The organism is Sandarakinorhabdus sp. (genome assembly GCF_051860625.1).
Taxonomy (GTDB): domain Bacteria; phylum Pseudomonadota; class Alphaproteobacteria; order Sphingomonadales; family Sphingomonadaceae; genus Sandarakinorhabdus.
This window is the reverse complement of sequence record NZ_JBHYDQ010000017.1, coordinates 1-25927: the sequence shown is the minus strand read 5'-3', so window position 1 is coordinate 25927 and position 25927 is coordinate 1. Positions and strand designations below refer to the sequence as shown.

Sequence of the window (25927 nt, the reverse complement as noted above, 5' to 3'; positions counted from 1 at the left end):
CGGGCGAAGCTGGACAATATTGCAGCCGAACTATTATTTCAGTTTATGCTGCACCTGCGATATGGCACGACATCGTTTGCGGCGGACGGGCCGCAGGGAAAGGTGACTGATGCTTTACACGGCGTTCGAGATGCAGCGGGCCTGGATGGCCGGCGTCGGCATGATGGCAAAATCCAGCTCGGAGCTGCTGTTGAGCGCAGCGCATCCGTTGGCGTGGAACCCGGCATCACCCGTGATGGCGCGGTCGCTCGAAGTGTTTGCGCATGCGGTTGCCCCGCGCGGCAAGCCGCCGTTCGGCTTGGAGACCACCATTGTCGATGGCGTTTCCGTGGCCGTGTCGGAAGATATCGTGGTGCGCAAGCCGTTTGGCCAGTTGAAGCATTTCCAGCGTGCCGTGTCGGGTCGCAACGATCCGCGTGTGCTGGTGGTGGCGCCGATGTCGGGCCATTATGCCACCTTGTTGCGCGGTACCGTTGAACGCCTGCTGCCCGATCATGACGTCTACATCACCGACTGGCGCGACGCGAAGCTGGTGCCGGTGAGCGAAGGCCGCTTCGATCTGAATGACTATGTCGATTATCTGATCGAATATCTGGAGGCGCTGGGTCCGGACACGCACATGCTGGCCGTGTGTCAGCCTTCGGTGCCGGCGCTTGCTGCAGTCTGCCTGATGAATGCCGATGATCATCCGTGTGCGCCGCCTTCGCTGACCCTGATGGGCGGCCCGGTGGACACCCGCAAGGCGCCGACATCGGTGAACGATCTGGCCCACAACCGGCCCTATGCCTGGTTCGAACAGATGGTGATCCAGCGCGTGCCCGATATCTATCCCGGCGCAGGTCGCAAGGTTTATCCAGGCTATCTGCAATTGTCCGGGTTCCTGTCGATGAACCTGGCCAACCACATGAAATCGCATTGGGAAATGTTCAAGCATCTGATCGAGGGCGATACGGAATCGTCGGATGCCACCAAGGCTTTCTACGACGAATATCGCGCGGTTTGCGACATGACCGCCGAATTTTACCTGCAGACCATCGATCTGGTGTTCCAACGCCAGGCGCTGGCCACCGGGCAGTTCTGGCACCGCGGCCGTTTGGCCGATCCGGCGGCGATCACCCGCACGGCATTGCTGGCCATCGAAGGTGAGCGTGACGATATTTCCGGCATCGGCCAGACCAAGGCCGCGCTCGATCTGGCGGTGAACCTGCCGGACAGCAAGAAGGCCTATCACATGGCGATGGGTGCCGGCCATTATGGTATCTTCAACGGTCGCAAATGGCGCGAAGGCGTGGCGCCGGTGGTGGAACAGTTCATGCGCAAGCACGACACCGCCAAGGTGGCCCCTGCACCGCTGCGCGTGGTGATCCCGCACCATATCGAGCCTGATGTGACCCCAGGGATTGAGGTTGCCTGAACTTGTTGTCCGCCCGCTGCTGGCGGCGGATGTCGATGCGATCCGCGTCGATGGCGTGCCGGTGGATGATGTGCTGATGCGGCGGGCCGTTTAGGCCTCAGCCGGTCAGGCTTTCTTCCATCGCCGCCAGTTCCAGCCAGCGCAGTTCGGCGGCCTCCAGTTCGGCGCGCAGGGCATCGAGATCGGCGCTGACTGCAGCAAATCGGGTCGGGTTCTTGGCGTAGAGTTCGGGATCGGCCAGCCGGGCTTCACGGGCGGCGATATCCTTGCCCAGTGCCTCGATACGGCCCGGCAGGTCGGCCAGTTCGCGCGCATCCTTGTAGCTCAGCTTGACCGCCTTCTTCGCAATGGAGCCGGCGCTTGGCGTTGTTGATCCAGCCGAACGGCCCTTGGCCTTGCCGACCGGGACCTGGCGGGCAGCCCAATCGCTCCAGCCGCCCACGCTGACCTCGGCATTGCCATGGCCGTCCATCGCGACGATCATCGTCACCACCCGATCAAGGAACGCGCGATCGTGGCTGACCAGCAGCACGGTACCGTCATAATCGCCGATCACTTCCTCGATCAGATCGAGCGTTTCCATGTCGAGATCGTTGGTCGGCTCGTCGAGCACCATCAGATTGGACGGCGTCGCAAATTCGCGGGCGAGCAGCAGCCGCGATTGTTCGCCGCCCGACAGGCTGGCGGCCGGCGCATCCAATATGCCAGGCTCGAACAGATAGTCCTTCAGATAGCCGGCGACATGCTTCTTGGCTCCGTTCACCTCCAGCCATTCGCCGCCATCGGCCAGCACTTCGCGCACGGTGCGCCCCGTCAGGCGCAGGCGATGTTGGTCGATGATGGTGGGCAATAATGTGGCGGCGCGGGTGATGCTGCCGCTGGTCGGCGTGATCTGGCCGAGCAGCAGCTTGATCAGCGTCGATTTGCCGGCGCCGTTGGGGCCGACGATGCCGATGCGGTCACCCTTGCGCACCCGCAGCGACAGATCATCGATCAGGGTGCGATCGCCAAATGTCACCGACACATGCTTGGCATCGATGAGGATCTTCGAGCCGGGATCGTCGCTCTGGGTGCTGATGCGGGCCGCGGTCGGGCCGCGGTCCAGGCTGCGGCGGGTTTCGCGCAAGTCCATCAGCTTCGACAATCGCCCCATGTTGCGCTTGCGCCGTGCCGTCACGCCGCGTTGCAGCCAATGTTCTTCGGCGCGCAATTTCGTGTCGAGACGCTGGGCCGTGCGTTCTTCCTCGGCAGCGACGGCTTCGGACCAGGCATCGAACCCACCAAAACCAACCTCGGCGCGGCGCAGCATCCCACGATCAAGCCACAGGCAATTCCTGGTCAGCTTGGTCAGGAAGGTGCGATCATGGCTGATCACCACCAGCCCGCAGCGGCTGCGGTCCAGCCAGTTTTCCAGCCAGGTGATAGCGCCGATATCGAGATGGTTGGTCGGCTCATCGAGCAACAGCAGATCGGGCGCATCGGCAAGCACCCGCACCAATGCCGCGCGGCGACGTTCGCCGCCCGATGCCGTGGTGGCCGGGCGCGCCATATCCATGCCCAACTGGTCGGCGAGCGCTTCCACTTCGTAGGGCTGGGCACCGCCGGCCATGGCATAGTCGCCCAGCGTGGCGAACTGCGCCATCGGCGGGTCCTGCTCCAGCCGGCCGATGCGCAGGCCGGACGCCGTGGCGCGGCGGCCTTCGTCAAATTGCAAACTGCCGTCGATGATTTTCAGCAAGGTGGACTTGCCGGCGCCATTGCGGCCGATCAGGGCCACACGGTCACGCGCATCGATGGTGAGCGACAATTGCCGGAACAGCCAATCGCTGCCGGTTTTCAGGCCGATGGAATCAAGGGTGAGAATGGGTTCGGGCATGACGGCTCTGGCAGTGGCGAAGGATGGTGCGGCTGGCAAGTGGGGCACGGCGCCGGGCCTGAACCTTTGCGCCGGTTGCACGGGCGCGCGGCTTGTTGCATGAACGGGTTGTGGGGACACATGTTCAGGGGTTGTTCAAGCGCCTGGCGGCATGCCGGCGGAACCTTTTCGGGATATTGATGTAATCATGCCAGCACGTGCGTTCTTGTTACCTTTGGTTGGCTTGTTGTTGGCTGCATCGGCGGTTGCCGGCCCCAATGATGATGTGCATGCCATGGTGCAAGCCGGCGAAATCATGCCGTTCGAAGCGATTCAGCGCCGCGTTGTGCAGGAAACGCAGGGCGAATATGTGGGCGCGCAATTTGATCAGAACAGCCGCATCTACCGGTTCCGGTTCCTGCGTGATGGCAATCTGATCAATGTCGATGTTGATGCCCGCACCGGTGAGCGCGTACGGCGCCGGCAGAATTTTTGAACGCGGTTTTTGACATGACGGATTGTAAAGGCAGGCGTAAGGCGGCTGCCCCGATGCAGGTTTTGGAGAAGCAGGGCTGATGCGGATTTTGGTTGTCGAGGACGAGCCGAGCCTGCGCCAGCAGTTGCGCAATGCGCTGGAGCAGGCAGGTTATGCGGTGGATGACGCCGGCGATGGCGAAGAAGGCCATTATCTTGGCGCCAATGAAGCCTATGATGCCGTCATCCTCGATCTTGGCTTGCCGGAAGTGGACGGGCTGACCGTCCTCGATCGCTGGCGCCGGGAAGGCCGGGTGATGCCCGTGCTGGTGCTGACGGCGCGCGACAGCTGGTCGGACAAGGTGGCGGGGCTTGATGCCGGCGCCGATGATTATCTGGCCAAGCCGTTTCAGGTCGAGGAATTGGTGGCACGGCTGCGGGCACTGATCCGGCGCGCAGCGGGCCAGGCGACATCGGAATTGACCGCCGGCGGCGTGCGGCTGGATGGCCGGTCCGGGCGGGTCACGCTGAATGGCGAGCCGGTGAAAATGACCGCGCAGGAGTTCAAGCTGCTCAGTTATCTGATGCACCACAAGGGCAAGGTCGTCAGCCGCACCGAGCTGATCGAACATATTTACGATCAGGATTTTGATCGCGATTCGAACACGATCGAGGTGTTCATTACCCGCATCCGCAAGAAACTGGGTGCGGATCTCATCATGACCACGCGCGGCCTTGGCTACAGTCTCAACGATCAGCTCTGAGGCGGCGCGCCCGGCTGCTGCGGCAGGGGCGGGCGGCACGGCGCCGCGCTTGTTGCGCAGAACCGTGAGTTCCGGGCGCTCGTTGCGGCGGCGCATGATCCTGATCGCGGCGGTGTGGATCACATTGCTGCTCGGGCTTGGCGGCTTTGCGCTCGATCGCGTGCTCGATGAAACGCTCACCGCCAGTTTCGATGAGCAGCTCGCCAACAATCTCAATGCCATGATCAATTCCGCCGAGTTGGACGAGGTCGGCGAGGTGCGGTTGCTGCGCCCGTTGGGGGACCAGCGTTTTGCCGAGCCCTATTCCGGCCTGTACTGGCAGGTGTCGGGCGAGGGCCACACGCCATTTCCGTCACGCAGTCTGTGGGATCGCCAATTGGGCCCGCCGCCCGCGGGTCGCGATTGCCGCCAGCCGTGCAAATATGAAGCGACCATCTTTGCCCGTGAACCATTGCGCATCATCGGGCGCAGCGTGCGGCTGCCCGGCGCTGCCGAGCCACTCTATTTCCAGGTGGCGCAATCCAGCCGTGATCTCGATGCGCAGCGCGCACGCACGCGTTCAATCCTGTTCTGGTCCCTGTCGGTGCTTGGCCTGGGCCTGATTGCCATGGCGGCGTTTCAATCGACCTATGGCCTGGCACCCCTGCGCCGGGTATCTGATGCCATTGCCGCAATCCGATCCGGGCGGGCCAAACGGGTGGCCGCGCAATTCCCGGTGGAAGTCGCGCCGCTGGTCAGCGAGATCAACGAACTGCTCGATCATGGTGACGCCCAGGCCGAAGCCGCGCGGCGCCACGCCGGCAATCTGGCGCACGCCCTGAAAACGCCGATGAGCATCATGCTGGGCGAAGCCCGCGGCCGCGACGATGCCCTGGCGCGCACCATCGAGGCCCAGGTGCAGGTGATGCGCCGCCATGTCGATCACCAACTCGCGCGGGCGCGGGCGGCCGGGCGTCGATCGGCATCAAGCGCGCGCACACCGGTGTGGCCGGCCGTGGAGGCCATCGTGCGCACCGTGGAACGGCTGCACAACGGGCGGGTGACCATCGATCTGGCTGGCGACCGCACGGCAGCGTTTCGGGGCGAGCGCCAGGATCTGGAGGAAATGGTCGGCAATCTGGTGGAAAATGCGGCCATTCATGGCGGCGGCCGCGTCTTCATCACCATCGAGGCCAAGGCAGATATGGTGGAGGTGCAGGTGGAAGACGATGGCGCCGGCATTCCCGAAGCGATGCGCAGCCGCTTGTTCGAACGCGGCGAACGGCTGGACACCGACAAGCCCGGCACCGGCCTTGGTCTGGCCATCGTGCGCGATGTTGCCGAACTTTATGGCGGCCAGGTCAGCCTGGACAGCAGTGAGGATCTGGGCGGATTGCTGGTGACGATCAGCCTGCCACGCGCACGCTGATCCGGGATCAGCCCCGCGCTGCCTGATGGTGACGGATGACTTCATCGATGATGAAGCGCAGGAATTTTTCAGAGAATTCCGGATCGAGATGCGCGCTGGCCGCCAGGCTGCGCAGGCGGGCAATTTGTTGGGCTTCGCGACCCGGATCGGCTGGCGGCAGGCCATTTTCGGCCTTGTACCGGCCAACGGCCTGGGTGACCTTGAAGCGTTCGGCCAGCATGAACACCAGCGCAGCATCGATATTGTCGATGCTTTCGCGATACGCTTTCAGAACCTTGTCGGCCATGCATGCTCCCCCACCACCGGTCCCGCCGGCAACACTTGTTTGCGTCACAGCGGCGCGGTGAGCAAGGCCGCGCTTGCACGTGTCGCGCCTTCGGTTATGGAAAAGGCGTGACCGCCACTGTACATAACCTGCGTTCGGGCCGTGATCCGTCTATTGCGGCGTTGATGCACCTCACGGCGCCGGGGCTCAATGCCGTCAATCATGTGATTCTCGATCGCATGCAGTCGCCAGTGGCGCTGATCCCCGAATTGGCGGGGCACCTGATCGCTGGCGGTGGCAAGCGCCTGCGCCCGATGTTGACCCTGGGTTGCTCCGCCCTGCTTGGCTATGAGGGCAGCCGGCACTACCGGCTGGCCGCGGCCGTGGAGTTCATCCACACCGCCACCCTGTTGCACGATGATGTCGTTGATGCGTCGGGTTTGCGGCGCGGCAAGGTCACGGCCAACGCGCTCTACGGCAATCCGGCCAGCGTGCTGGTCGGCGATTTCCTGTTCAGCCGGGCGTTCGAGCTGATGGTGGAGGACGGCAGCCTGCGCGTGCTCAAGATCTTGTCGCGGGCGTCCGCCGTGATTGCCGAAGGCGAGGTCGCGCAATTGACCGCGCAGCGCGACGTGACCACCACCGAAGACCGGTATCTGGAAATCATCAGCGCCAAGACCGCCGCACTGTTTTCGGCTGCCTGCCAGATCGCCGCCGTGGTGGCCGAACGGGACGAGAAGGTGGAGGCCGCCCTGGCCAGTTATGGCCGCTATCTGGGCATTGCTTTCCAGTTGGTTGACGATGCCATTGATTATGTCTCCGACGCAGAGACCATGGGCAAGAATGCCGGCGATGATTTCCGCGATGGCAAGATCACCTTGCCGGTCATCCTGGCCTATGCGCGTGGCAGCGAATCGGATCGGGAATTCTGGCGCGCCGCCATGACCGGGCGTGCCGCTGGCGAAGCGGAACTGGTGCGTGCCGGTGGATTGCTGCGCCAGACCAACGCCGTGACCGACACGATGGCGCGCGCGCGCCATTATGGCCAGCGCGCCGTGGACGTGCTGGGCGCCTTCCCCAACGGTCCAGCGCGTGCGGCCTTGACTGAAACCGTCGAATTCGCGATCGCCCGGGCTTATTGACCGCAGGGCTTGCCGGCGACGATGACGAAAGGCAGAACAGACTGATGGATGCCCGCCTTTATCAACGCCCCAAACACGCGATGCAGTCTGGCCGCGCCCGCACTGGCGAATGGCTGCTGGAGTTCGAGCGCGATGATCGCATGCGCGCCGATCCGCTCACCGGCTGGACCGGCAGCGGCTTTACGGCCGGGCAAATCCAACTGCAATTTCCCACACAAGCGGCGGCCCGCGCTTATGCACAGGCGCATGGCCTGACCGTCGAAGTCGTGCCGCTCGGCCCCAAAGCGCTCAAGATTCAGGCTTATTCCGACAATTTTCGCTGATGCGCACCACATTTGGCTCCGCCAGCGTTCGCCTCTACCGGCTTGATGATGGCGATCCAGTGGCAGAAACCCTGTTCTACGGCCCGTTGTCCGAAGCGTTGACGCGGGCCGCAACCTATCCCGATCCCGCTGCCCTGTGGCTTGCCACCGACAATGATGTGGTCGCCTACACCGATCTCCTTGACGACTGAGCACCGCGCAGCACTGGATTTTCCAGGCCATTCGCGGCATTGCCAACGCCAACGCGCCCATAGCTCAGCCGGATAGAGCACGTGCCTTCTAAGCTCGGGGTCGCAGGTTCGAGTCCTGCTGGGCGCGCCATTTATTTTTCGTGAATGTTGCGACTGGCGCCGTTGGCTCGGTTCGCGGCGGCAAAGGGCGCCCGATCAGTCAAGGCCGACGGTCACCGGCGGTCTGAATTCAGCCTGGCCGGCGCCAGCCAGCCAGCAGGTGTCCCTGGTTGATCCCGGGATCACAGGTGTCGGCGTCATCGGGATCGGCAATCCCGGCAATGGCCGAAAACACACTGCGATGACCAAGCGCGGCGAGCTGGTGCGCGACGCCATCACCGCCTTCGACATGACCAAGGCCCATCATGCCCACCACGCGGGCGTCTGGCTGCTGCGCCAGGATGGCGGCGATGGCTTCGGCCATGGCGCGGTCCCACATGCCTTGTGCAGCCATGAACCGCGCCAGCCTTTCGGGTGGAGGCGGCGGATCGCCGGGCTTGCCATGCTCGGCAAGGCTGGCTTCCAGCCGGGTTCGATAAGCGGCTGTCGGCTCGGCCGGGCGCCCCACCGGTGAGCCGGCGGCGATTGCAGCCGCCAGCCCGGCATCGATCCCCAGTCGCGACGTGGTGCGCACCACGTCGCGGTCGATATTGAGCGCGCGCAGAGGGATGCGCCGTTCACGGGCCAGGGCAAACACCGGGCGATAGGCGGCAAAATCGTGGCGCCAGAGATTTTTCCAATCGCTTTCGGCCAGAAATTGCGCCTCATCGGTGATGCCCGCCACAAAGCGGTCCAGCGCAGGCTGGGCGCTGCGCGGCAGCCATTCGACAGCGATCACCAGGGTGCGGGTGTCGCGCGCCAGGGTTTCGGCAATCTCGGCCTGCCAGGCGTGAATGCCTGGCGTGGCGTGGGCTTCGCCGAGCAGCACGATGCGCGCCCGTGCGGCGGCCGCCAGCGCATCGGCACCGGCCAGCGGCTGGCCATTGCCATCGCGCCACTGGCCGGCCGCGAGGCAGGGCGCGACGGCGGGCTGAGCCGACGGCGCCTGCAACGGCGCCTGCGCCAGCGCCGCAGCGACCACGGCTGCAAGCGCAGCCATCATTCGGCAGCAATGTTCAGGGGCGGCCGCTGTGACAGATCGCCGGTCGCGGCCAGCACGCGCGCCGCTTCGCAGGGGCTGAGCGCGAAGGTGGCGGCGATGAGATCCGGTTTCAGCAGCGTGGCCGGGGCGGCAAAGCGCGGTGCCTGCCCGGGCGCAAGCAGCAACATTTGATCGGCATAGGGCGCACCAAGCATCAGATCATGGAGCGAAATCCAAGTGCAGGCGCCATCGCGTGCAGCGCGGGCAAAGCGGCGCATCAGCGCGAACTGGTGCGCATAATCCAGCCCGGTGAGCGGCTCGTCGAGCAGCAACAGCGGGTGGGCGATGCCGCTGACAAAGGCAGCCTCCACCTGCGCCAGCGTGCGGGCGATGTGCACCCGCTGTTGTTCGCCCCCGGAAAGCTGCGTTGCCGGGCGGCCGGCAAAGCGGGCCACGTCGGCATCGGCCATGGCGGCTTCCACGATGGCCTTGCCGGGACCGGCGGTTGACGAAAGCCCGAACGGCGCCAGCCCCATGGCCACCACGTCGATGACCGGAAAGGCGAAAGCCACCGTCACACGTTGCGGCAGATACGCCCGACGGCGCGCCTGCTGACCCAGCGGCAAGCGATGAATCGGTCGACCATCAAGCAACACCTGCCCGTGGGCGGGCGCCACATCACCGGCCAACGTATCGAGCAGGGTGGATTTTCCAACACCGTTGGGCCCGGCGATCAGGGTCAGGCAGCCAGCCGGCGGTGCCGCGTCCAGACCCTGAAGCAAGATGCGCCTGCCGCGTGCGATCCGCACATTGATCAGTTCCAGGCTCATGCCATGCCTCCGCGGACCCGGCCCAGCAGCAGCGCCAGAAAGGCCGGCGCGCCGATGAGCGCCATCACGATGCCGACCGGCACCTCCGCCGGCAGCGCCACCAGGCGCGCCGCCAGATCGGCCAGAGACAAGGCCGCTGCACCGCCCAGCGCTGCCAGGGGCAGCAACGCCCGATGTCCGGGCCCGGCGATCAGCCGGACGATATGCGGCACGATCAGGCCGACAAAGCCGATGATGCCCGAAAGCGCCACTGCACACCCGACGATCAAGGCGACCAACAAGCCAACCCGCCGACGCAGACGATCGGTATCGAGGCCAAGATGGCGCGCCGGCGCCTCACCCAGCGCCAGGAGATCCAGTGCGCGGGCCGTGGCAACGATGCCGGCCGTCGCCAGCCCCAGCAGCAACAGCGCTGGCACCAGCACGGGCCGCTCCACCTGCGCCAGCGATCCCATCATCCAGGTGCTGAGCGCGCGCAGTTCGTTGTCGGTCGCGACATAGCTGGCCGTGCCGATCAGGGCGCCGCCCATGGCGTTCACCCCAATGCCGATCAGCAGCATCAGCAGCGTGGCTTCCGGTCCGCGGCTGCGCGCGCCCAGGGCCAGCACCAGCACGATGGCGGCAACGGCGCCCACGAACCCCATCAACGGCAGGCCGAACGGCAGCAGCGGCGCCATCGCGCCGGGCAGCAAAGCCGCCACCGTACTGCCGAACACCAGCCAGCCCGCTGCACCCAGCGCCGCGCCTGTCGAAACGCCGAGCAGGCCGGGCTCGGCCAGCGGGTTGCGGAACAGTGCCTGCATTGCGGCCCCGGCCAGGGCCAGCGCGGCGCCAACCGCCATGGCGGCCAGCATTCTTGGCAGGCGGATGCCCATCAGCACCAGTTTGGCGGACGGATCGGCCGGCATCGCGCCGGTGAACACCGCCAGCAGGTCGGCACTGCTGATCGCCACCGCGCCCAGCCGCAGGTTGGCGACCATCGAAACCAGCAGCAAGACGATAAGTGCCAGCCCCAACTTCACCGGCCGCGACAGCGCGGATTGGTTTGCCAGTGGTGCGGCAAGGCTGGCCATCACGTTGCCCGCAGCACAGCCAGCGGCGCCAGCGCCTTGCGGGCGGCCGCCACGGCATCGGGCAGGCGTGGGCCAAAGCCAAGCGCCGCCTGGCTGTCCACGACATGAAAGCGCCCGGTGCGGCCGGCCGGGGTCCCGGCGAACACCGGGTCCGCCTTCAGACGCTCAAGCCCGCCGGCAAGGCCGATGACATGCGAAGGCACGATGATGATGGCGGGCGTGCCGGCAATGGCCGCTTCTGCCGAAAGCGGCTTGTAGCCATCGGCCCTGAAGATGTTTTGCCCGCCGGCCAGCCGGATGAAGCTGTCGCCGGCGCTGTTCTGGCCGGCGGCCAGGATACGGCCGGGGGCCTGTGCCAGCACCAGCAGGCAGCGCGGCGGCGCCCAGCGCGCCGGCAAGGGCAGTGCCAGCCGGGCCAGCACGTCGCGGGCCAACCGGTCGGCCGCCGCAGCGGCGCCAACGGCATTGCCGATCAGGCGGATGCGCGCAGCGACGTCGGCAGGGGCATGGCCGGCTGGCAGGCGCAGGATGGTCACGCCGGCGCTTTCCACCTGGCGCAGCACCGCGTCCGGGCCGGCGCCATCCGCCGCGATGATCAGGCCGGGCCGGGCGGCAATTATGGGTTCAGGGGCAAGGCTGCGCAGATAGCCCAGCTTGGGGAGGCTTTCCGCTGCGGCGGGGAAATTGGCCGTGTCGTCCGTGGCCACCACAGCGGCGCCGGCACCGATGGCAAACAGGGTTTCGGCCACATCGGACCCCAGCGCCACCACCCGCCGCGCCGGCTGGGCCAGCGCCGGGCTGAGCGACGGTGCCAGCCCCGGTGCCAGCGACGGCAGGGCAGCCAGCGCCAGGCCACGGGCGATCAGGCGGCGACGGTTGATCATCACAGGCTCGCGATGGCCTGAACGCGTTCGGCCCAGGCCGGGATTTCCGGCCGCCCCGGTTTGCGCTCCCCAAAGAATTGGGCGATCAGGCTGCCATCATCGGCGAACAGCTCGATCGAATGGACGGCGGCGTCCGCTTGCGGCTTCCACACCGCATAGGCGGCTGCAATCATGTCCTCGCGCAGGTGCAGGTTGAAGCCCTTGTCCAGCACATTGAGCCAGGGGCCCATCACCTTCACATTGTGAACCGGGCCGCTGTGGATCTGGATGCAGGCCTCGTTGCCGACAAAACACATGATCGGGATCGCGCGCGCGGCGCAGTCTTCCAGCAGGGCGCGGATGGCCGTTTTGGCGACCGGGCGGGCATAGGGCGCGCCCGCAAGGCGCAAGGCCTGTTGCCGGTGCGCCTTCAGCTTGCGCAGCAGCCCGAAGAAATCATGCACGTCCTGCAATTTCGCCCAGCCCGCGCGCAGGGCGGCCACGTCGATCTCGGCATCAGGGCGAACCGACGCCGGATATGGTTTCGGTTCGGCCGAAACGGTTTCGAAATCCGCCGCAAAGCGCTTCACCAGCGCCGCCCAGGCGTCCATGTCCGTGACAGGGCGCGCAAAGATCTTGTGAACAGCGATGCCGTGCCGATTGAAGAACTGGAGCGAATGGCGAACGCCGCCGTCGGCCTCCGGCGTTTCCACGGCATAGGCGCTGGCCCAATGGCGCATGAACAGGCGCAGATCGATGTCGTGGTTCACCACCAGCCCCATGCCGGGACCGATATCGACATGATCATAGACCCCGTCTTTCTCGTGCACGCAGGCCGGGTTGCGTGTGAGCGCCATCACCGTGCCAAGCGGGGTGAGTGCGTTCAGGATCGCGCCCGCCGGCGCGCCCAGCCGGGTGACGCGTACGCCCAGCGTGGCCGGCGCATGGCGGGTCAGCCATTCGCCTTCCGACAGTCCGAGCGCAGCGGCGGCCTCGATCGGACGCAGCGGGCGGGCGGCGGTTGCAGGGGCAGGGGCAGTTGCAGTTGCAGTCTGAGTCATTGGCTTACCTTTCGCGAACGCGAGTCAGTCGCAATAGCGACAACATATTTCCGGCGCAGAATCCAGCATGTTTTTCATCGGGATGCCGTCTGGTTGGCCTGGGGCATCCATCAGCCGCAGCTCAGAACCGCAGGATCAGGCTGGCACTGGCATTGCGACCCGGCATGGTGAAGGCATCGGCAATCGGCGAATTGCCGGCCAGGCCGCGCACATCGTTCCACCACCAGTATTTGCGGTTGGTGAGGTTGAAAATCCCGATGCGCGCCTGGGCATGGTCGTTGATGCTGAACGCCGCCGTCAGATCGACGATGGTAAAGGCCGGGCTGGCAAAGCAATTCGGCGAGCAGGCCTCGGCGATCTCATTCTGTTGCTTGCCGGCGCTGTGCGTCATGATCGCCTGCAGGAACAACCGGTCATCCAGGCCACGCCAATTGACGCCCGCTACCAGGTTGAACGGACTGATCGGCGACAACGGCGTTTGCACCGCTGTCTGGCCGGGCCGGACACCGGTCGAGGTGCCCTGTGCCCAGGCCGCCGCCAGGTTGAAACCAAAGCCGCTACCCAGTGTCGCATCCAGCTTGGCTTCGATGCCTTCGGTGCGGACGCTGGCAAAGTTGATGAACTGGAAGATCGCCGGGTCCTGCGGCCGGAAGCTGCCCGACACCTGCACCTGATCGATGAAATTGCGATAATTGGCGATAAAGCCGTTGATCTGCCCATTCAGCGTGATGCCGCCCAGCTTCGCCTCCCTCAGGCGCAGGCCGCCCTCCCAGGATCGGCTGGTTTCCGGACGCAGATCGGGATTGCCCAGCGAAAGATAACCAGCCACCGGATTGATGAAGCCGTTGTTGACCTGGCCCGGCGTCGGGCTGCGGAAGCCTTCGGCATAGCTGGCAAACAGGCCGAACGCCGGCGTGATCCAGCCGACCAGGCCAAGCTTGGGCGACAGACGTTCACCCGACGAATTCACCGCCTGGCCGGGGAACTGCGGATCATTGCCCGTGCCGAGCCGGTAATGATCGAGCCGCAGCGCCGGATAGAGCAGCAGGCGCCCATCCGCGATGTCGATACTGTCCTGGATGAAGACACCGCCCTGGTCGTAATCGGTGTCCGGGAAGGCCTTGGTCGGAAAAGTCTCCCCGAACGGCGGCACGGTGCCATCGCGCAGCCCGCTTTGCCGGGTACGGGAAAAATCCCCGCCAACCAGCACCCGGTGCTTCACCGCGCCCGTGGCGAATTTCAGCGCCACCTGGCCGTTGACGCCGGTGACGCGATTGTTGAACTGGTTGTCGCGGATGCGATCGGGCGCGGTGTTGCGATCCTCGAAACTCTGCTGACGGCTGCGGCTGGTCTGCCGGAAGACGATCAGGAAGGCATCCTCCACCAGCCCGGCGCCGCCATAGCGCCAATCGAGACTGACGCGGTCGCGGGACAGATCATCCTGCAGATCAAGATCAATCACTGCCGTTGGCGGCAGCACGCCCGACGGCGGCCGCGGCGTGCGGCCGGTGAGCACGTCGGAAATCGTCTCGCTGCGCACCAGTTCGCCGGTCAGCCGCAGCTTGTGGCCGCCACCGGCATCGAGCACCAACTTGCCGAGCAGCGAATCGCTGTTGGCCTCCAGCGGATTGGGTACGGTGCGCGTGGCATTTTCGGATGCGTTGGTACCGAAATTGCGGGCCGGGCCATTGTCGCGGCGGCTGTAGGCAATCAGCGCCGACAACGCCCCGATCCGCCCGGCCAGCATCAGCGACTTCGCCCAGCCTTCATCGGCGCCGGTATAGCCAAGCCGGGCACGGGCACCGATGCTGTTGCCATCCTCGATCAGATCTTCGGGATCGCGGGTCGTGAAGCTGACGGCGCCGGCGACCCCGTCCGAACCATAAAGCGCCGCTTGCGGCCCGCGCAGGAATTCGACCGATTTCAGCAGTTCGATATCGGCATAATCGCCGCGCCCGACGCTCTGCCCGCCAAAGGCGAAGGCATCGGGCAGGCGGATGAGATCCTGCTGGATCAACACGCGGTTGCCGGACAGGCCGCGCACCGTGAAGCCGCTGTTGCCGTCACGCCCGGTGCCGGCCAGCGCCGCGCCGGGGCGGCTGGGCTGGGTGCGCACGTCGATGCCGGGTTCGAAACGCACCAGATCCTTGATGTCTTCCATCAGATTGTTCTGGATATCCTCGGCGGTAATCACACTGACGATGGCCGGCACGTCGGCAACATCGGTCGGGGTGCGCGTCGCAGTGACCGTAATCACCGGAGCGGCAAGATCGTCCAACGCTGCGGCGGCGGGAATGTCTTCGGTTGTCCCGGCGTGCGCTGCCGGGGCGGCACAGCAAAGCGCCGGGACCAGGCCGAGTGTCAACAGGCTTATCGGCCGGCATGACCGGGATGGAGCGCCATGAATTCTACTGCCACGCATTGCTGCGAGATCCTTTCTTGCGAGTGATTCGCAGTCTCGTTAGCAAATAGAGCATGGCGTGCGCAAGCGTCCGGCACAGGCCTTGGTCGCGAAAGCGGCCGCCGTGGGTGCCAATGCCAGCAAAGATGTGGATTTCCGGATCGCGGTCAGCACCAACAGCCTGACCCTTGGCGAACGCTCGATCGCGATCGGCCGTCAGCGCGCGTCTGTCAGCGCTGGCGTCGACGACCCTTATCGGTATTTGGCTTTGCGAAATTGTCGGTCATCGCTGCGCGGTGCAACGTTCAGCCTTTCGGCAAAGTCACGCGAATGCAGCGCGTGTTCGCGCCGTTCATTCCATGATGAACCGGGCCAGCACGACGCCAGCCACGCCGATATGCGCAAGCGTGATGACCACCGACAAGCCGTGCAGGCCTTTGAAACCTGTCGTGTTCCCGGCGTCGGTCGCGCGGTTGATCGCCGGCATCAGCCATTGCCGCGTTGGCAGTGTCGTCACGGCAATGGCGGCCATCAACAACGCCGATTGCCGATCGGTCGGCCACAACAAGGCCGCCGCGACGCCGGCACAGGCCATCACGAACAGATAGAAAAGCGGAAAGGCCCGGCGCAGCGTTCGGCCAGCGGTGTCAGCCGGCAAGGCCGTGAACAGGAACGCCGCAAAGCCAAAGCTATACAGCACCATGCCGCCAAACAGCAGGGCAGTAGCGAGCAGCGCCAACAAAGTCATCGCCAATATCCAAACAGAAAATGCCGATACAGCAGTGCCTGCGTCGGGGCGCAGCGGACATGAGGCACAAGGGCGCGTGGCACATCGCGGCGCGGGCGTTTCACCGCGTCAGCAGAGCTTCCGCCATCGCCGTGCCGCTGCGCCAGGCATCTTCCACACGGTCGCCCAGGCACCAGTCACCGCCAACATGCAGACTGCCGTCGTCGCTGGTCAGGCACGGCACCCCCAGGGGTTGCACCACCCTTGCATAGCGCCAGCGATGGGCGGCGGCATGGATAGCTGCCTGCGGCTGGCAGCCGATCACCGCGGCCAGCATCGGCAGCATGTGTTGGGCGATGGTGTCGGCTGTGTCTTCGATATGCCGGGCGCTCCAGTCGGCGCTGGCCTGCGCGACCCAGGCGGTGACTTCATCACTGCGCCCAGGCTTGCTGCTGTCCTGCGCAATCCAGGTCAGCGGGTGATCATCGGCGCTGCGTGTGATGAACGGACGCGGTGCATCGCCAGCAAAGGCCGCCATCAGGGTCAGGCACGGTGCCATCGCCACATCCGCCAATCGCGAATGAAGGCCATGCGCCGGTCCCAGCAACTGCGCGGCCTGCGGAGCCGGCACGGCCATCACCAGCTGCCGGGCCGTCACCATCAGATGGCCGGCCGTCACCTGCCAGCCACCAGCCACCGCCTGCACCGCCGTCACCGCCATGCCGGTTTGCACATCCAGACCGGCCGCCATGGCGCGGGGCAGGCCGGACATGCCGGGCACACCCACCAGCTTGTCCTTGCCCGCATCCGTCATCCAGCGCGCAACGGCAGGGCCGAGCGCTGCCATCGCCGCAGCAAAACCGGCATCGCGTACGGTCAGATATTGGGCGCCATGATCGAAACTTATCGGCCCTTCCGGCAGTTCAACCCGCCGTGTCGCCATGCGCCCGCCAATGCCGCGCCCCTTGTCCAGCACCAGCGGCTTGCGGCCCGCCGCCGCCAGCCGCCGGGCACACGCCAGCCCCGCCATGCCGGCGCCAATGATGACAATATCGCGATCCATGCGTTGCCCTTGCGCGGCCTGAGCTGCGAATGCCAGTTGCCGAATGACCGCAGCGCCGATGCGCATTTTCCAAGCCCGGCATTCCGACAGGCCCGGCAGCACCTGTCACGATGATCCGCACTGCGCTTACCCAACGCCTACACGGTTCGTATCGCTTGCTAGACGCGATAGCTAACTTGTTGAAAATATGGTGGACGCACTTGGGCTCGAACCAAGGACCCGCTGATTAAGAGTCAGCTGCTCTACCGACTGAGCTATGCGTCCATTCCGCCATATTGGGCGACCGAAGCGGGTGTCGCAACCCGTCGGGAGCGCGCAGTTAACAGGGGGAGGGGGGCTTGTAAACCGGTTTCTGGCGGTCAATCGAGCCGAAGGCGGTTGGCGCGGGCGATGCCCATGACCAGGCCGAGCAGGATCATCACCGTCATCATCGCGCTGCCGCCCCAACTGATCAGCGGCAAGGGAATGCCCACGACGGGCGCCAGCCCCATCACCATCATCATGTTGATTGCCAGATAGAAAAACAGCGTCGCCACCAGGCCGACGCACAGCAGGCGCTGAAACTGACTGCCGGCGTTCATGGCGGTGCGGATGCCCCAGGCCAACACGCAACCATACAGGATGATCACATACAGGCCGCCGAGCAGGCCCCATTCCTCAGCCATCGTGGCAAAGGCGAAATCGGTGTGCAGTTCCGGCAGATAATCCAGATGGCTCTGGGTGCCGTTCAGAAACCCCTTGCCGGACAGGCCGCCCGATCCGATGGCGATCTTGCTTTGGGTGATGTGATAGCCGGCGCCGCGTGGATCGGATTCGGGATCGAGGAAGATCAGCACGCGTTTGCGTTGATAATCGTGCAGCATCGACCAGGCGATCGGCAGCATGGCAGCCATCGCGGCAGCGGCAGCGCCAAACAGCCACAGCCGCACGCCAGCGAGGAACAGCACGACCACGCCGCCGAACACGATCGACAAGGCGGTGCCCAGATCCGGCTGCAGCATCACCAGTGCGGCCGGCATGGCGATCAACGCCAGCGCCGGCAGCAACACGTCTGGTTTGCTTTCATATCCCTTTGGCACGAAATGATAATATCGCGCCATCACCAGCACGATGCCGATCTTCATCAATTCCGACGGCTGCAATTGCATGACGCCGATGTTGAGCCAGCGCTGGCTGCCGCCACGCACGGCGCCTGCCAACTCCACACCCAGCAGCGCCACCAGCAATATGCCGTAGATCGGCCAGGCCCAGGCCAGCCAGCGCTCGGGCGGCACCAGCGCCAAGGCCAGTGCCATGCCCAACAGGATGGCAAAGCGCACGCCCTGTTTCAGCGCCCAGGGATCGAGCGCACCGCCGGCCGCGGAATAGAGCACCACAAGGCCGAAACCGGCGATGGCGACCACCATCAGCACCACGCCCCACGGCAGGCGGGCCAGCTCTCGCTGCCAGGGGCCGTTCAGCAGATCCATCACTCGAGTTCTCTGGGGTGCTGCGGCGTGTCCGCATCGGAAATCTCGTATTCCGGCGGCGCCAGATCGATTTTCAGCCAGCTCGGCATCATCTGTTGCCGTTCTTGCGCGATGTTGGCGGCGGTTTCCGCGACGGCACGCTCGGCCCGGCGGCGTGCAGCATCAGCTTCGATCGGCGGCAGCACGGCGAGCGCCCGTTCCGGTTCGAACAAATAGGTCAGCACATCACGCGCAATTGGCGCAGCATATCGCCCGCCGGCAATACCATGTTCCAGGATCACCGAGGCGGCATAGCGCGGGCTGCTGGCCGGGGCAAAGGCCACGAACAGCGCATGGTCGCGTTGTTTCCAGGGCAGGGCTTCGTTGCGGATCACGCCGCGGCGGCGCTCGGCCATGCTGATGCGGCGCACCTGGGCCGTGCCGGTCTTGCCGGCAATCATCACGTCGGGCACCGGGCTGCGCGCGGCGCGAGCGGTACCAAAGCCGGCATTGACCACATCGATCATGCCTTGGCGCACGAGGGCCAGATGCGCTTCGGGAATCCCCAGCGAAGGAAATTCGGGCGCCTGCGCGTTGTTGGGTTCGGGGGCAATCAGCCGGGGCATCACGGCGCGCCCGCTGGCCAACCGCGCCGTCATCACCGCCAATTGCAAGGGGTTGGTGATGATATAGCCCTGGCCGATGGCGGCGTTCAGCGTCTCGCCTTCGCGCCAGTTCTTGCCATAGCGGCGCTGCTTCCACGCCTTGTCCGGCACGATGCCGCTGGCCTGGCCGGGCACCGGCAGCAGATATTCCTCGCCCAGCCCGAGCCGGCGCGCCATCGCGGCGATGGCATCGATGCCGATACGCCGCCCCATCACATAGAAATAGGTGTCGCACGACAAGGGCAGCGCGCGATGCATGTTGACGCCGCCATGGCCGCGCCTGGCGTGGCAGTGCCAGGTGTTGTTGCCCAGCCGATAGGCACCGCTGCAGCCAACGGATTCACTGGGGTCCACGCCCGCCTCCAGCGCGGCCAGCGCCGTCACCATCTTGAACGTCGAGCCTGGCGGATACAGGCCCATCGCGCTCTTGTTCAGCAGCGGCGTGTGATCATCTTCCTGCAAGGCTTTCCACAGGCTGGTGGGCACCCGCCGGGAGAAGATGTTGGGATCATAGGCCGGCATCGAGACCATGCAGTGCAGATCGCCGGTCAGGCAATCGATCACGATCACGCTGCCGGAATTGTCGGCCAGGCGGCGGGCGGTGTAGCTTTGCAGGGCGCGATCGATGGTGAGTTTCAATGTGTCGCCAGGCTGATCGGCGCGCGTGCCCAATTCGCGCACCAGCTCGCCGCGGGCGGTCACTTCCACCCGCGACGCACCGGCAGCGCCGCGCAAGCGCCGGTCTTCGTGGCGTTCGATGCCATCCTTGCCGATGCGAAAGCCTGGGTAAATCAACAGCGGATTGCGATCTTCGCGATATTGTTCCGGCGTGGGTGCGCCGACATAGCCGAGCAGATGGGCGAGCCGTTCGCCTTCCGGGTAGAAACGCGAAAAGCTCTGCACGGCCTCCACGCCGGGAAGGGTGGCCAGCCGCACGTTGCAGGCGGAAAATTCCGGCCAGCTCAGATTCTGGCGCACCACCACCGGCATGAAGCTCGGCTGGGTGTTGATGTCATCCCGGATGCGAAGTTCGTCATTGAGATCAAGATCGATGACCGCACGGATCGCATTCAGGGTGGCATCGACATCGTCCACTTCGGCGGGGCGCAGCTCAAGCCGATAATCGGGACGGTTCATCGCCAGCGGCTTGCCATTGCGATCGACGATCCAGCCGCGGCGCGGCGGGATCAGCCGGTTCTGAATGCGATTTTCCTGCGCCCTCAGTTGGTAACGTTCGCCTTCGAACAAGGACAGCCAGGCGAGGCGCCCGGCCAGCAAGCCGCCGGTGCCGGCCATGCCAGCGCCGAGCAGCAGCGCCCGGCGCGAAAATCCCAGGCGGCGGACCGGATCATCCATGGCGCCAACCGGGCATGGATGCCACCAGCCGGCGCTGAATCGCGGCGGCAAAGCGCACCACCAGCGGCCAGGCCATCAGGCTGGCCGGCCATTGCCACAGCATCGGTTCGATCGGCACCGGCCGCCCGGCGACAGCCATCAGCGGACCGGTGAGCGCCGTCACGCCCAGCATGACCGCCGCCGCCACCGCCCAATCAAAGCCATGGCCATGCCGCCCGACGCGCCGTTCGAACAGCCGCATCACACTGGCGGCAAGCGCAAACAGGGTGGCATTGACGCCAAGCGGTTGACCGAACAGCAGATCGGCCAGCGCGCCGACGAAAAAGGCTACCCACGGCGGCATCAGGCCCGGTTGCAACATGGCCCAGGCCAGCACCCCCATCAGGCCGAGATGCGGCATCACCGGCACCACCAACGGCAACGGCGCCAGCATCAGCAGCAGCAGCCAGATGCTGACCAGCGCCGGCACGGCATAGCGCCAGCTGGCCAGCAGCCAGCGCCGGCGTTCGGCGGGTGTCATCAACAGAGCCGGGGGCGGCGGTGAGGCGATCATGGCATCGGGGCCGCTGTGGCGGGATCGCTGCGCAAACGTGGGCGGGGCGCACCGCGGCTGCGCGCTTCGACAGGCACCGGCGCGTCGAATACCGGGCCGGTCTCGGCCGCTTCGGGCATCGGCAACCAGGCGGTTTCCACGGTGACATAGCCGGCGCCAAGCGGCGGCTGCGCCGGGCGGATCACCGGCCCATCCGCACGGGCATCGATCACCTGGCCCACCACCACACCAGGGGGAAACACGCCGCCATCGCCGGACGTGACGATGCGATCGCCAACGCGCAGCGGCAGATCGGGCCCGACGCGATCGATCAGCAGCAGCGTGGGCAGGTTGCGCCCGGCGGCGAGCCCGGCCTGGCCGGTGCGCTCGACGATGACCGGCACCCGGCTGAGCGGATCGGTGATCAGCAGCACCCGGCTGGCGATCTGGCCGACATCGAGGGTGCGGCCGACCAGGCCATCGGCGCCGATCACTGGCATGTCGCGAGTGACCCCAGCGGTGGCGCCCACGGCCAGCATGGCAAAGCGCACGACGCTGCCCGATGTCGCCGCCGCGATCCGGGTGGTGACGATCACCTGCCTTCTGGGTTCGCGCACCGCCATGAGCCGTTTCAACTGCAGGAGTTCGCGGGCCTGGACCCGGGATTGGCGCAGGCGCTGGTTGGCCAGATCAAGTTCGGATTCCAATGCTTTGGCGCGGGAAATGGCGCCGAAATAGCCGGCGACCTCGTCACCAAGCCGGGCCAGGCCATCGATGGGCGCCCGCACCACGCCCCACACCGGCGCCACCAGATCGGTCGCGACCCGGCGCATGCCAGCAGCGGTATCGGGGTTCACCCGCGCCACCAGCAGCAGCAGCAGGCCAGCCGCAATCAGCGCGCCAGACATCACCGCCGAAACCAGCGAGAGATTTTGTTCGCGGCGCATGGCGCTCGAACGGCGGGGGGCAGGTGTCCAGTCCATGGTGCCAGCAGGTCCCCGATGCAGGCGAAACAGTGGTTCAGGCGCTGATCAACACCCCGCGGTACATCGGGTCTTCCAGCGCGCGGCCGGTGCCGATGGCAACGCAGGTGAGGGGTTCGTCGGCGACGCTCACCGGCAGACCGGTGGCTTCGCGCAGCACGACATCAAGATTGGCCAGCAGGGCGCCGCCGCCGGTCAGCACGATGCCCTGATCGACGATATCGGCGGCCAGTTCGGGCTGGGTGTTTTCCAGCGCCGCACGCACGCCTTCGACAATGGTGGCGACCGGTTCGGCCAGCGCCTCGGCGATCTGGGCCTGGCTGATCTGGATTTCGTTGGGCACACCGTTCATCAGGTCGCGGCCCTTGATGTCGATGGTCAGCCCAACCCCGTCGGCCGGACGCTTGGCGGTGCCGACTTCCTTCTTGATTCGCTCGGCGGTCATTTCGCCGATCAGCAAATTATGGTTGCGCCGTACATAGTTGACGATGGCTTCGTCCATCTTGTCCCCGCCGACGCGCACGCTGGTCGTATAGGCCAGGCCCTTCAACGACAGCACGGCAACTTCGGTAGTGCCGCCGCCGATATCGACGACCATCGATCCGATCGGTTCGGTAACCGGCATGCCGGCACCGATGGCGGCGGCCATCGGTTCTTCGATCAGGTAAACCTGGGTGGCGCCGGCATTGTTGGCCGCATCGCGGATGGCGCGCTTTTCAACGCTGGTCGAACCCGATGGCACGCAGATGACGATTTCCGGATAACGACCGAAACGGCTGGTCTGCACTTTCTTGATGAAATGCTTGATCATCTGTTCGGCAACATCGATGTCGGCAATCACGCCATCGCGTAAGGGGCGGATACATTCGATATTGCCCGGCGTGCGCCCCATCATCACCTTGGCTTCATTGCCGACCGCGCGCACCACCTTGTTGCCGCGAATGGTTTCGATGGCGACCACGCTGGGTTCGTTCAGCACGATGCCGCGGCCGCGCACATAAACCAGCGTGTTGGCCGTGCCCAAATCAATGGCCATGTCCTGGGCGAGAAACGAAAACATGCGCGAAAAAACCGACATACAACAGGCAACCGCAGGCAGGAGGGCAAGGTGAAGGGCTGCGCGGCGAGCGCAAGCAATTGCGTCGGCTTTGGCCCCGAACATCCGATTCGGCAAGCGTCCAACGGTGGGCAAAGGCCACGGAAAGCTGGCAAAACCGTCGTGCCGGTGGCCATGTGCGCCATAACGCGCCCCAAAGCCCGGGCAACCGTGGCCGATGTCTCGCATTTGGTGCCCGAACAGGCTGACAGCCCGGCAATTTGCGCCTAAATCACCCCTCGTGACCATCCAACGCCTGCCGGAAACCCTGATCAACCGCATCGCTGCCGGCGAAGTGGTGGAGCGGCCGGCCAGTGCCGCCAAGGAACTGGTCGAAAATGCCCTGGATGCTGGCGCCCACCACATCAGGGTCGTGCTCCGCAATGGCGGCATCGACGGCCTGGAAGTCGCCGACGATGGCATCGGCATGGCCGCCGATCAATTGCGCCTCGCCATCGAACGCCACGCCACCTCCAAATTGCCCGATGGCGATCTGTCGGCGATTGCCACCATGGGCTTTCGCGGTGAGGCGCTGCCGTCGATCGGCTCGGTCGCCACATTATCACTCACCAGTCGCACAGCGGGCGGCGAAGGCTGGGAATTGCTCGTCGACAATGGCCGCATCACCGCCGATCGCCCGGCCAGCGCGGCGCCCGGCACCGTGGCCCGTGTCGAAGGCCTGTTTGCCCAGGTGCCGGCCCGCCGCAAATTCCTGAAATCGGCGCGCAGCGAATTGGCCGCCTGCCACGATCATATCCGCCGGCTGGCGATGGCCAATCCGCAGGTGGGCTTCGTGCTCGAACATGAAGGCCGCCGCCTGCTCAATCTGCCGCGATTGCCCGATCAATCGCCGGCCAGCAGCCTGGCGCGGCTGGCGGCGATCATCGGCGCCGATTTCGCCGGCAACGCCGTGGCGGTCGATCTGGAACGCGATGGCCTGCACCTGGCCGGGCTGGCCGGGCTGCCGACCTGGAACCGCGGGGTCGCCGATCATCAATATCTGTTCGTCAACCGCCGCCCGGTGCGTGATCGCCTGCTGGTCGGCGCGGTGCGCGGGGCTTATCAGGATCTGCTCGCCCGCGATCGCCATCCGGTGGTGGCGCTGTTCCTGCAGGTGCCGCATGATTTTGTCGATGTGAACGTGCACCCGGCCAAGACCGAGGTGCGCTTTCAGGATGCCGCCATGGTACGCGGCATGATCGTGTCCGGCCTGCGGCGGGCCCTGGACGAGGCGGGCATTCGTGCCAGCACCCAGGTGGCGACATCGGCGCTGGCGGCGTTCGTCGCCGAACCGCAACCGCCGGCCTTTGCCGCCGGGCCGCCCATATCGGCCTTTGCGCGGCAATCGCCGGGGTTCGCCAGCCCGCTTGCCGAACCGCCGCGCCTGTTCACCGAACTGCCGCCAGCCTTCCCGCCCGCGTTCGCCGCCCACACGCCGGCCCCTGCGCCGCCACCGCAACAATTCCCGCTCGGCGCCGCGCGCGGCCAGATTGCCGCCACCTATATTGTCGCCGAAACCGAGGATGCGCTGATCATCGTCGATCAGCATGCCGCGCACGAACGCCTGACCCTGGAGCGCATGAATCGCGCTCTTGCCGGCGGCGCGGTGCCGTCCCAGGCGCTGCTGGCGCCCGAAGTGGTGGAGCTTGACGAAATCGCCGCCGGCCGCATCGCGGCCCGCGTGCCGGAACTGGCCGAGCTTGGCCTGGAGGTGGAGACGTTCGGGCCGACCGCCATCATCGTGCGCGCCACGCCCGCCATGCTCGGCGCCTGCGATGTGCGCGGGCTGATCGCCGATCTGGCCGACGATCTGGCTGCGTTCGGCAAGGCGCTGGGCCTGAAGGAGCGGCTGGACGCTGTGGCCGCGACCATGGCCTGCCACGGCAGCGTCCGCGCCGGCCGGCACCTGTCGGTCACCGAAATGAACGCCCTGCTGCGCGAAATGGAAATCACCCCGCACAGCGGCCAATGCAACCACGGCCGCCCAACCTGGGTGCGGCTGGCCAAGACCGATATCGAAAAATTGTTCGGAAGGCGGTGAGGGGGCGCGCCAGCGCTGCGCGCGCCGCAATCACCTCAAGCAGAACCCAGCACCAGCACGAAGATCGTCACATCGGCCATGATATGCGCAACAATCGGCGCCTCAGATTTGATGGCGAGAATTGGGCCGTCTGCCGACCGGCCGCTTTTGGAACGGCAATTGAAGATTGCTGCCGCTGTCGCAGCCGTTGTCGTCACGGCTGCTGTCGACCCAAAGTTGGACGATCCTGGGGGCGTCCGCGAACGGCTGCTTCCGCCAACATCTGCCGATTGCTTTCTTCAATGCCGCCCTTCGGCAAGGCGCCCGGTCCTTTTGCATGCAAGGCCTCGGCGCATTTAGCCGGGGATCGCTACGCGATATTGGACGAACCCGGATCGCGTGGCGACATCATCATAGAGACGCATGGCACGCGCGTTCGTCTCATGCGTCAGCCAATGGACATAAACCGCCCCATATACAGCTGCGACATCGACTACATGCGCGATCAGCGCGCGACCGGTGCCAATGCCGCAACTGGACATTGAAACGCGTGCCGCCGAATTGCCCATCTGCCGGAAACCACATCCGAAAGGTCTTCGAAGGGTCGTTTCTCACCGCTGGGTTCGGGCCAACCAGCGGACGTTGGCATCTGGTTCCGGGAAGAAGACGATCGGAACGGGCGAGATGAGTCAGAAGCGGCGGTTTGCGGCGGAGGCGAATTGCTGGAAAATTTCGGAGCAGATTTGGACCGAGCGTGGCCTCACCGGCACAACGATCTAGACTCGATTGCATTTAGATTGAAGCATAGCCTGAGTTTCTGAGGTAGTTGGCGCACTCGTGTGGCGGGAAGCTG

At 65.5% G+C, this 25927-nt stretch carries 23 protein-coding genes and 2 tRNA genes; 9 read left to right on the top strand and 16 right to left on the bottom strand.

Features of this window, described 5'->3' with window-relative positions:
* Window positions 1–109: 109 nt before the first annotated feature.
* Complete coding sequence (locus tag ACTIEZ_RS14070; RefSeq protein WP_439547317.1) at window positions 110–1414, top strand: polyhydroxyalkanoate depolymerase; 1305 nt, start codon at window positions 110–112, stop codon at window positions 1412–1414.
* A 97-nt stretch (window positions 1415–1511) separates the two neighbouring features.
* Here ACTIEZ_RS14070 and ACTIEZ_RS14065 read toward each other — a convergent pair whose 3' ends face one another.
* Window positions 1512–3290 carry an ATP-binding cassette domain-containing protein gene (locus ACTIEZ_RS14065; protein WP_439547316.1) on the bottom strand — a complete coding sequence of 593 codons (1779 nt, stop codon included), beginning with the start codon at window positions 3288–3290 and terminating at the stop codon, window positions 1512–1514.
* 223 nt (window positions 3291–3513) lie between these two features.
* Here ACTIEZ_RS14065 and ACTIEZ_RS14060 point away from each other — a divergent pair, with 223 nt between their 5' ends.
* The 3 genes from ACTIEZ_RS14060 (at window position 3514) to ACTIEZ_RS14050 (ending at window position 5915) form a co-directional block, all read left to right on the top strand.
* Window positions 3514–3765, top strand: coding sequence for a PepSY domain-containing protein (locus ACTIEZ_RS14060; protein ID WP_439547315.1), 252 nt, complete (start codon window positions 3514–3516; stop codon window positions 3763–3765).
* 79 nt (window positions 3766–3844) lie between these two features.
* Window positions 3845–4507 carry a response regulator transcription factor gene (locus ACTIEZ_RS14055; RefSeq protein ID WP_439547314.1) on the top strand — a complete coding sequence of 221 codons (663 nt, stop codon included), beginning with the start codon at window positions 3845–3847 and terminating at the stop codon, window positions 4505–4507.
* 94 nt (window positions 4508–4601) lie between these two features.
* A complete protein-coding gene (locus ACTIEZ_RS14050) occupies window positions 4602–5915 on the top strand; it encodes a sensor histidine kinase (RefSeq protein ID WP_439547313.1) in 1314 nt (437 codons plus the stop codon).
* Between the two features lie 7 nt (window positions 5916–5922).
* Here the strand turns inward: ACTIEZ_RS14050 and ACTIEZ_RS14045 are convergent, their stop codons facing one another.
* The gene (locus tag ACTIEZ_RS14045; protein WP_439547312.1) at window positions 5923–6201 is read right to left on the bottom strand and encodes a chorismate mutase; all 279 of its coding nucleotides are present in this window, start codon (window positions 6199–6201) and stop codon (window positions 5923–5925) included.
* A gap of 164 nt (window positions 6202–6365) precedes the next feature.
* Between ACTIEZ_RS14045 and ACTIEZ_RS14040 the strand changes: the two genes are divergently transcribed.
* From ACTIEZ_RS14040 to ACTIEZ_RS14025, 4 genes are all read left to right on the top strand, one after another.
* Entirely contained in the window at window positions 6366–7322 is a 957-nt protein-coding gene (locus ACTIEZ_RS14040) for a polyprenyl synthetase family protein (RefSeq protein WP_439547349.1), read from the top strand.
* A 44-nt stretch (window positions 7323–7366) separates the two neighbouring features.
* The gene (locus ACTIEZ_RS14035; protein WP_439547311.1) at window positions 7367–7645 is read left to right on the top strand and encodes an NADH dehydrogenase ubiquinone Fe-S protein 4; all 279 of its coding nucleotides are present in this window, start codon (window positions 7367–7369) and stop codon (window positions 7643–7645) included.
* A complete protein-coding gene (locus ACTIEZ_RS14030) occupies window positions 7645–7836 on the top strand; it encodes a hypothetical protein (RefSeq protein ID WP_439547310.1) in 192 nt (63 codons plus the stop codon). Before ACTIEZ_RS14035 ends, ACTIEZ_RS14030 begins: the two co-directional genes overlap by 1 nt.
* A gap of 53 nt (window positions 7837–7889) precedes the next feature.
* A tRNA-Arg gene (locus ACTIEZ_RS14025) sits at window positions 7890–7966 on the top strand.
* 99 nt (window positions 7967–8065) lie between these two features.
* On the opposite strand, the gene ACTIEZ_RS14020 is transcribed toward ACTIEZ_RS14025, so the two are convergent.
* From ACTIEZ_RS14020 to ACTIEZ_RS13955, 14 genes are all read right to left on the bottom strand, one after another.
* The gene (locus tag ACTIEZ_RS14020) at window positions 8066–8974 is read right to left on the bottom strand and encodes a ChaN family lipoprotein (RefSeq protein ID WP_439547309.1); all 909 of its coding nucleotides are present in this window, start codon (window positions 8972–8974) and stop codon (window positions 8066–8068) included.
* Window positions 8974–9786, bottom strand: coding sequence for an ABC transporter ATP-binding protein (locus ACTIEZ_RS14015; RefSeq protein ID WP_439547308.1), 813 nt, complete (start codon window positions 9784–9786; stop codon window positions 8974–8976). The genes ACTIEZ_RS14020 and ACTIEZ_RS14015 overlap by 1 nt, the downstream gene beginning before the upstream one ends.
* Window positions 9783–10859, bottom strand: a complete 1077-nt coding sequence (locus ACTIEZ_RS14010; protein ID WP_439547307.1) for a FecCD family ABC transporter permease — start codon at window positions 10857–10859, stop codon at window positions 9783–9785. The genes ACTIEZ_RS14015 and ACTIEZ_RS14010 overlap by 4 nt, the downstream gene beginning before the upstream one ends.
* The gene (locus ACTIEZ_RS14005) at window positions 10859–11743 is read right to left on the bottom strand and encodes a heme/hemin ABC transporter substrate-binding protein (protein WP_439547306.1); all 885 of its coding nucleotides are present in this window, start codon (window positions 11741–11743) and stop codon (window positions 10859–10861) included. The genes ACTIEZ_RS14010 and ACTIEZ_RS14005 overlap by 1 nt, the downstream gene beginning before the upstream one ends.
* Window positions 11743–12783 carry a hemin-degrading factor gene (locus tag ACTIEZ_RS14000; protein WP_439547305.1) on the bottom strand — a complete coding sequence of 347 codons (1041 nt, stop codon included), beginning with the start codon at window positions 12781–12783 and terminating at the stop codon, window positions 11743–11745. Before ACTIEZ_RS14000 ends, ACTIEZ_RS14005 begins: the two co-directional genes overlap by 1 nt.
* A gap of 121 nt (window positions 12784–12904) precedes the next feature.
* Window positions 12905–15040, bottom strand: a complete 2136-nt coding sequence (locus ACTIEZ_RS13995) for a TonB-dependent hemoglobin/transferrin/lactoferrin family receptor (protein ID WP_439547304.1) — start codon at window positions 15038–15040, stop codon at window positions 12905–12907.
* 496 nt (window positions 15041–15536) lie between these two features.
* Window positions 15537–15932, bottom strand: coding sequence for a DUF4149 domain-containing protein (locus ACTIEZ_RS13990; protein ID WP_439547303.1), 396 nt, complete (start codon window positions 15930–15932; stop codon window positions 15537–15539).
* A 100-nt stretch (window positions 15933–16032) separates the two neighbouring features.
* A complete protein-coding gene (locus ACTIEZ_RS13985; protein WP_439547302.1) occupies window positions 16033–16974 on the bottom strand; it encodes an NAD(P)/FAD-dependent oxidoreductase in 942 nt (313 codons plus the stop codon).
* A 188-nt stretch (window positions 16975–17162) separates the two neighbouring features.
* Window positions 17163–17238 (bottom strand) — tRNA-Lys (locus tag ACTIEZ_RS13980).
* A 95-nt stretch (window positions 17239–17333) separates the two neighbouring features.
* On the bottom strand, window positions 17334–18443 hold the full coding sequence (rodA, locus tag ACTIEZ_RS13975; RefSeq protein WP_439547301.1) for a rod shape-determining protein RodA: 1110 nt from the start codon (window positions 18441–18443) through the stop codon (window positions 17334–17336).
* Complete coding sequence (gene mrdA / locus ACTIEZ_RS13970; protein WP_439547300.1) at window positions 18443–20443, bottom strand: penicillin-binding protein 2; 2001 nt, start codon at window positions 20441–20443, stop codon at window positions 18443–18445. The genes rodA and mrdA overlap by 1 nt, the downstream gene beginning before the upstream one ends.
* A complete protein-coding gene (gene mreD, locus ACTIEZ_RS13965) occupies window positions 20436–20996 on the bottom strand; it encodes a rod shape-determining protein MreD (protein ID WP_439547299.1) in 561 nt (186 codons plus the stop codon). Before mreD ends, mrdA begins: the two co-directional genes overlap by 8 nt.
* Window positions 20993–21922 carry a rod shape-determining protein MreC gene (gene mreC, locus ACTIEZ_RS13960; protein WP_439547298.1) on the bottom strand — a complete coding sequence of 310 codons (930 nt, stop codon included), beginning with the start codon at window positions 21920–21922 and terminating at the stop codon, window positions 20993–20995. Before mreC ends, mreD begins: the two co-directional genes overlap by 4 nt.
* 73 nt (window positions 21923–21995) lie before the next feature.
* Complete coding sequence (locus ACTIEZ_RS13955) at window positions 21996–23036, bottom strand: rod shape-determining protein (protein ID WP_439547297.1); 1041 nt, start codon at window positions 23034–23036, stop codon at window positions 21996–21998.
* 259 nt (window positions 23037–23295) lie between these two features.
* On the opposite strand from ACTIEZ_RS13955, the gene mutL reads away from it, so the two are divergent.
* Entirely contained in the window at window positions 23296–25095 is a 1800-nt protein-coding gene (mutL, locus tag ACTIEZ_RS13950; RefSeq protein WP_439547296.1) for a DNA mismatch repair endonuclease MutL, read from the top strand.
* The last annotated feature ends 832 nt before the right edge of the window (window positions 25096–25927 follow it).

Excerpts from the sequence above, each read along its gene's own strand:
- ACTIEZ_RS13990 (WP_439547303.1), bottom strand. The coding sequence starts at position 15,932 with ATGACTTTGTTGGCGCTGCTCGCTACTGCCCTGCTGTTTGGCGGCATG.
- ACTIEZ_RS14030 (WP_439547310.1), top strand. The coding sequence starts at position 7,645 with ATGCGCACCACATTTGGCTCCGCCAGCGTTCGCCTCTACCGGCTTGAT.
- rodA (WP_439547301.1), bottom strand. The coding sequence starts at position 18,443 with ATGGATCTGCTGAACGGCCCCTGGCAGCGAGAGCTGGCCCGCCTGCCG.
- ACTIEZ_RS14000 (WP_439547305.1), bottom strand. The coding sequence starts at position 12,783 with ATGACTCAGACTGCAACTGCAACTGCCCCTGCCCCTGCAACCGCCGCC.
- ACTIEZ_RS14050 (WP_439547313.1), top strand. The coding sequence starts at position 4,602 with ATGATCCTGATCGCGGCGGTGTGGATCACATTGCTGCTCGGGCTTGGC.
- ACTIEZ_RS13985 (WP_439547302.1), bottom strand. The coding sequence starts at position 16,974 with ATGGATCGCGATATTGTCATCATTGGCGCCGGCATGGCGGGGCTGGCG.
- mreC (WP_439547298.1), bottom strand. The coding sequence starts at position 21,922 with ATGCGCCGCGAACAAAATCTCTCGCTGGTTTCGGCGGTGATGTCTGGC.
- ACTIEZ_RS14065 (WP_439547316.1), bottom strand. The coding sequence starts at position 3,290 with ATGCCCGAACCCATTCTCACCCTTGATTCCATCGGCCTGAAAACCGGC.
- ACTIEZ_RS14055 (WP_439547314.1), top strand. The coding sequence starts at position 3,845 with ATGCGGATTTTGGTTGTCGAGGACGAGCCGAGCCTGCGCCAGCAGTTG.
- ACTIEZ_RS14015 (WP_439547308.1), bottom strand. The coding sequence starts at position 9,786 with ATGAGCCTGGAACTGATCAATGTGCGGATCGCACGCGGCAGGCGCATC.
- ACTIEZ_RS14040 (WP_439547349.1), top strand. The coding sequence starts at position 6,366 with ATGCACCTCACGGCGCCGGGGCTCAATGCCGTCAATCATGTGATTCTC.
- ACTIEZ_RS14005 (WP_439547306.1), bottom strand. The coding sequence starts at position 11,743 with ATGATCAACCGTCGCCGCCTGATCGCCCGTGGCCTGGCGCTGGCTGCC.
- ACTIEZ_RS14010 (WP_439547307.1), bottom strand. The coding sequence starts at position 10,859 with ATGGCCAGCCTTGCCGCACCACTGGCAAACCAATCCGCGCTGTCGCGG.
- ACTIEZ_RS13955 (WP_439547297.1), bottom strand. The coding sequence starts at position 23,036 with ATGTCGGTTTTTTCGCGCATGTTTTCGTTTCTCGCCCAGGACATGGCC.
- ACTIEZ_RS14020 (WP_439547309.1), bottom strand. The coding sequence starts at position 8,974 with ATGGCTGCGCTTGCAGCCGTGGTCGCTGCGGCGCTGGCGCAGGCGCCG.
- mrdA (WP_439547300.1), bottom strand. The coding sequence starts at position 20,443 with ATGGATGATCCGGTCCGCCGCCTGGGATTTTCGCGCCGGGCGCTGCTG.
- ACTIEZ_RS14070 (WP_439547317.1), top strand. The coding sequence starts at position 110 with ATGCTTTACACGGCGTTCGAGATGCAGCGGGCCTGGATGGCCGGCGTC.
- ACTIEZ_RS14035 (WP_439547311.1), top strand. The coding sequence starts at position 7,367 with ATGGATGCCCGCCTTTATCAACGCCCCAAACACGCGATGCAGTCTGGC.
- mreD (WP_439547299.1), bottom strand. The coding sequence starts at position 20,996 with ATGATCGCCTCACCGCCGCCCCCGGCTCTGTTGATGACACCCGCCGAA.
- ACTIEZ_RS14045 (WP_439547312.1), bottom strand. The coding sequence starts at position 6,201 with ATGGCCGACAAGGTTCTGAAAGCGTATCGCGAAAGCATCGACAATATC.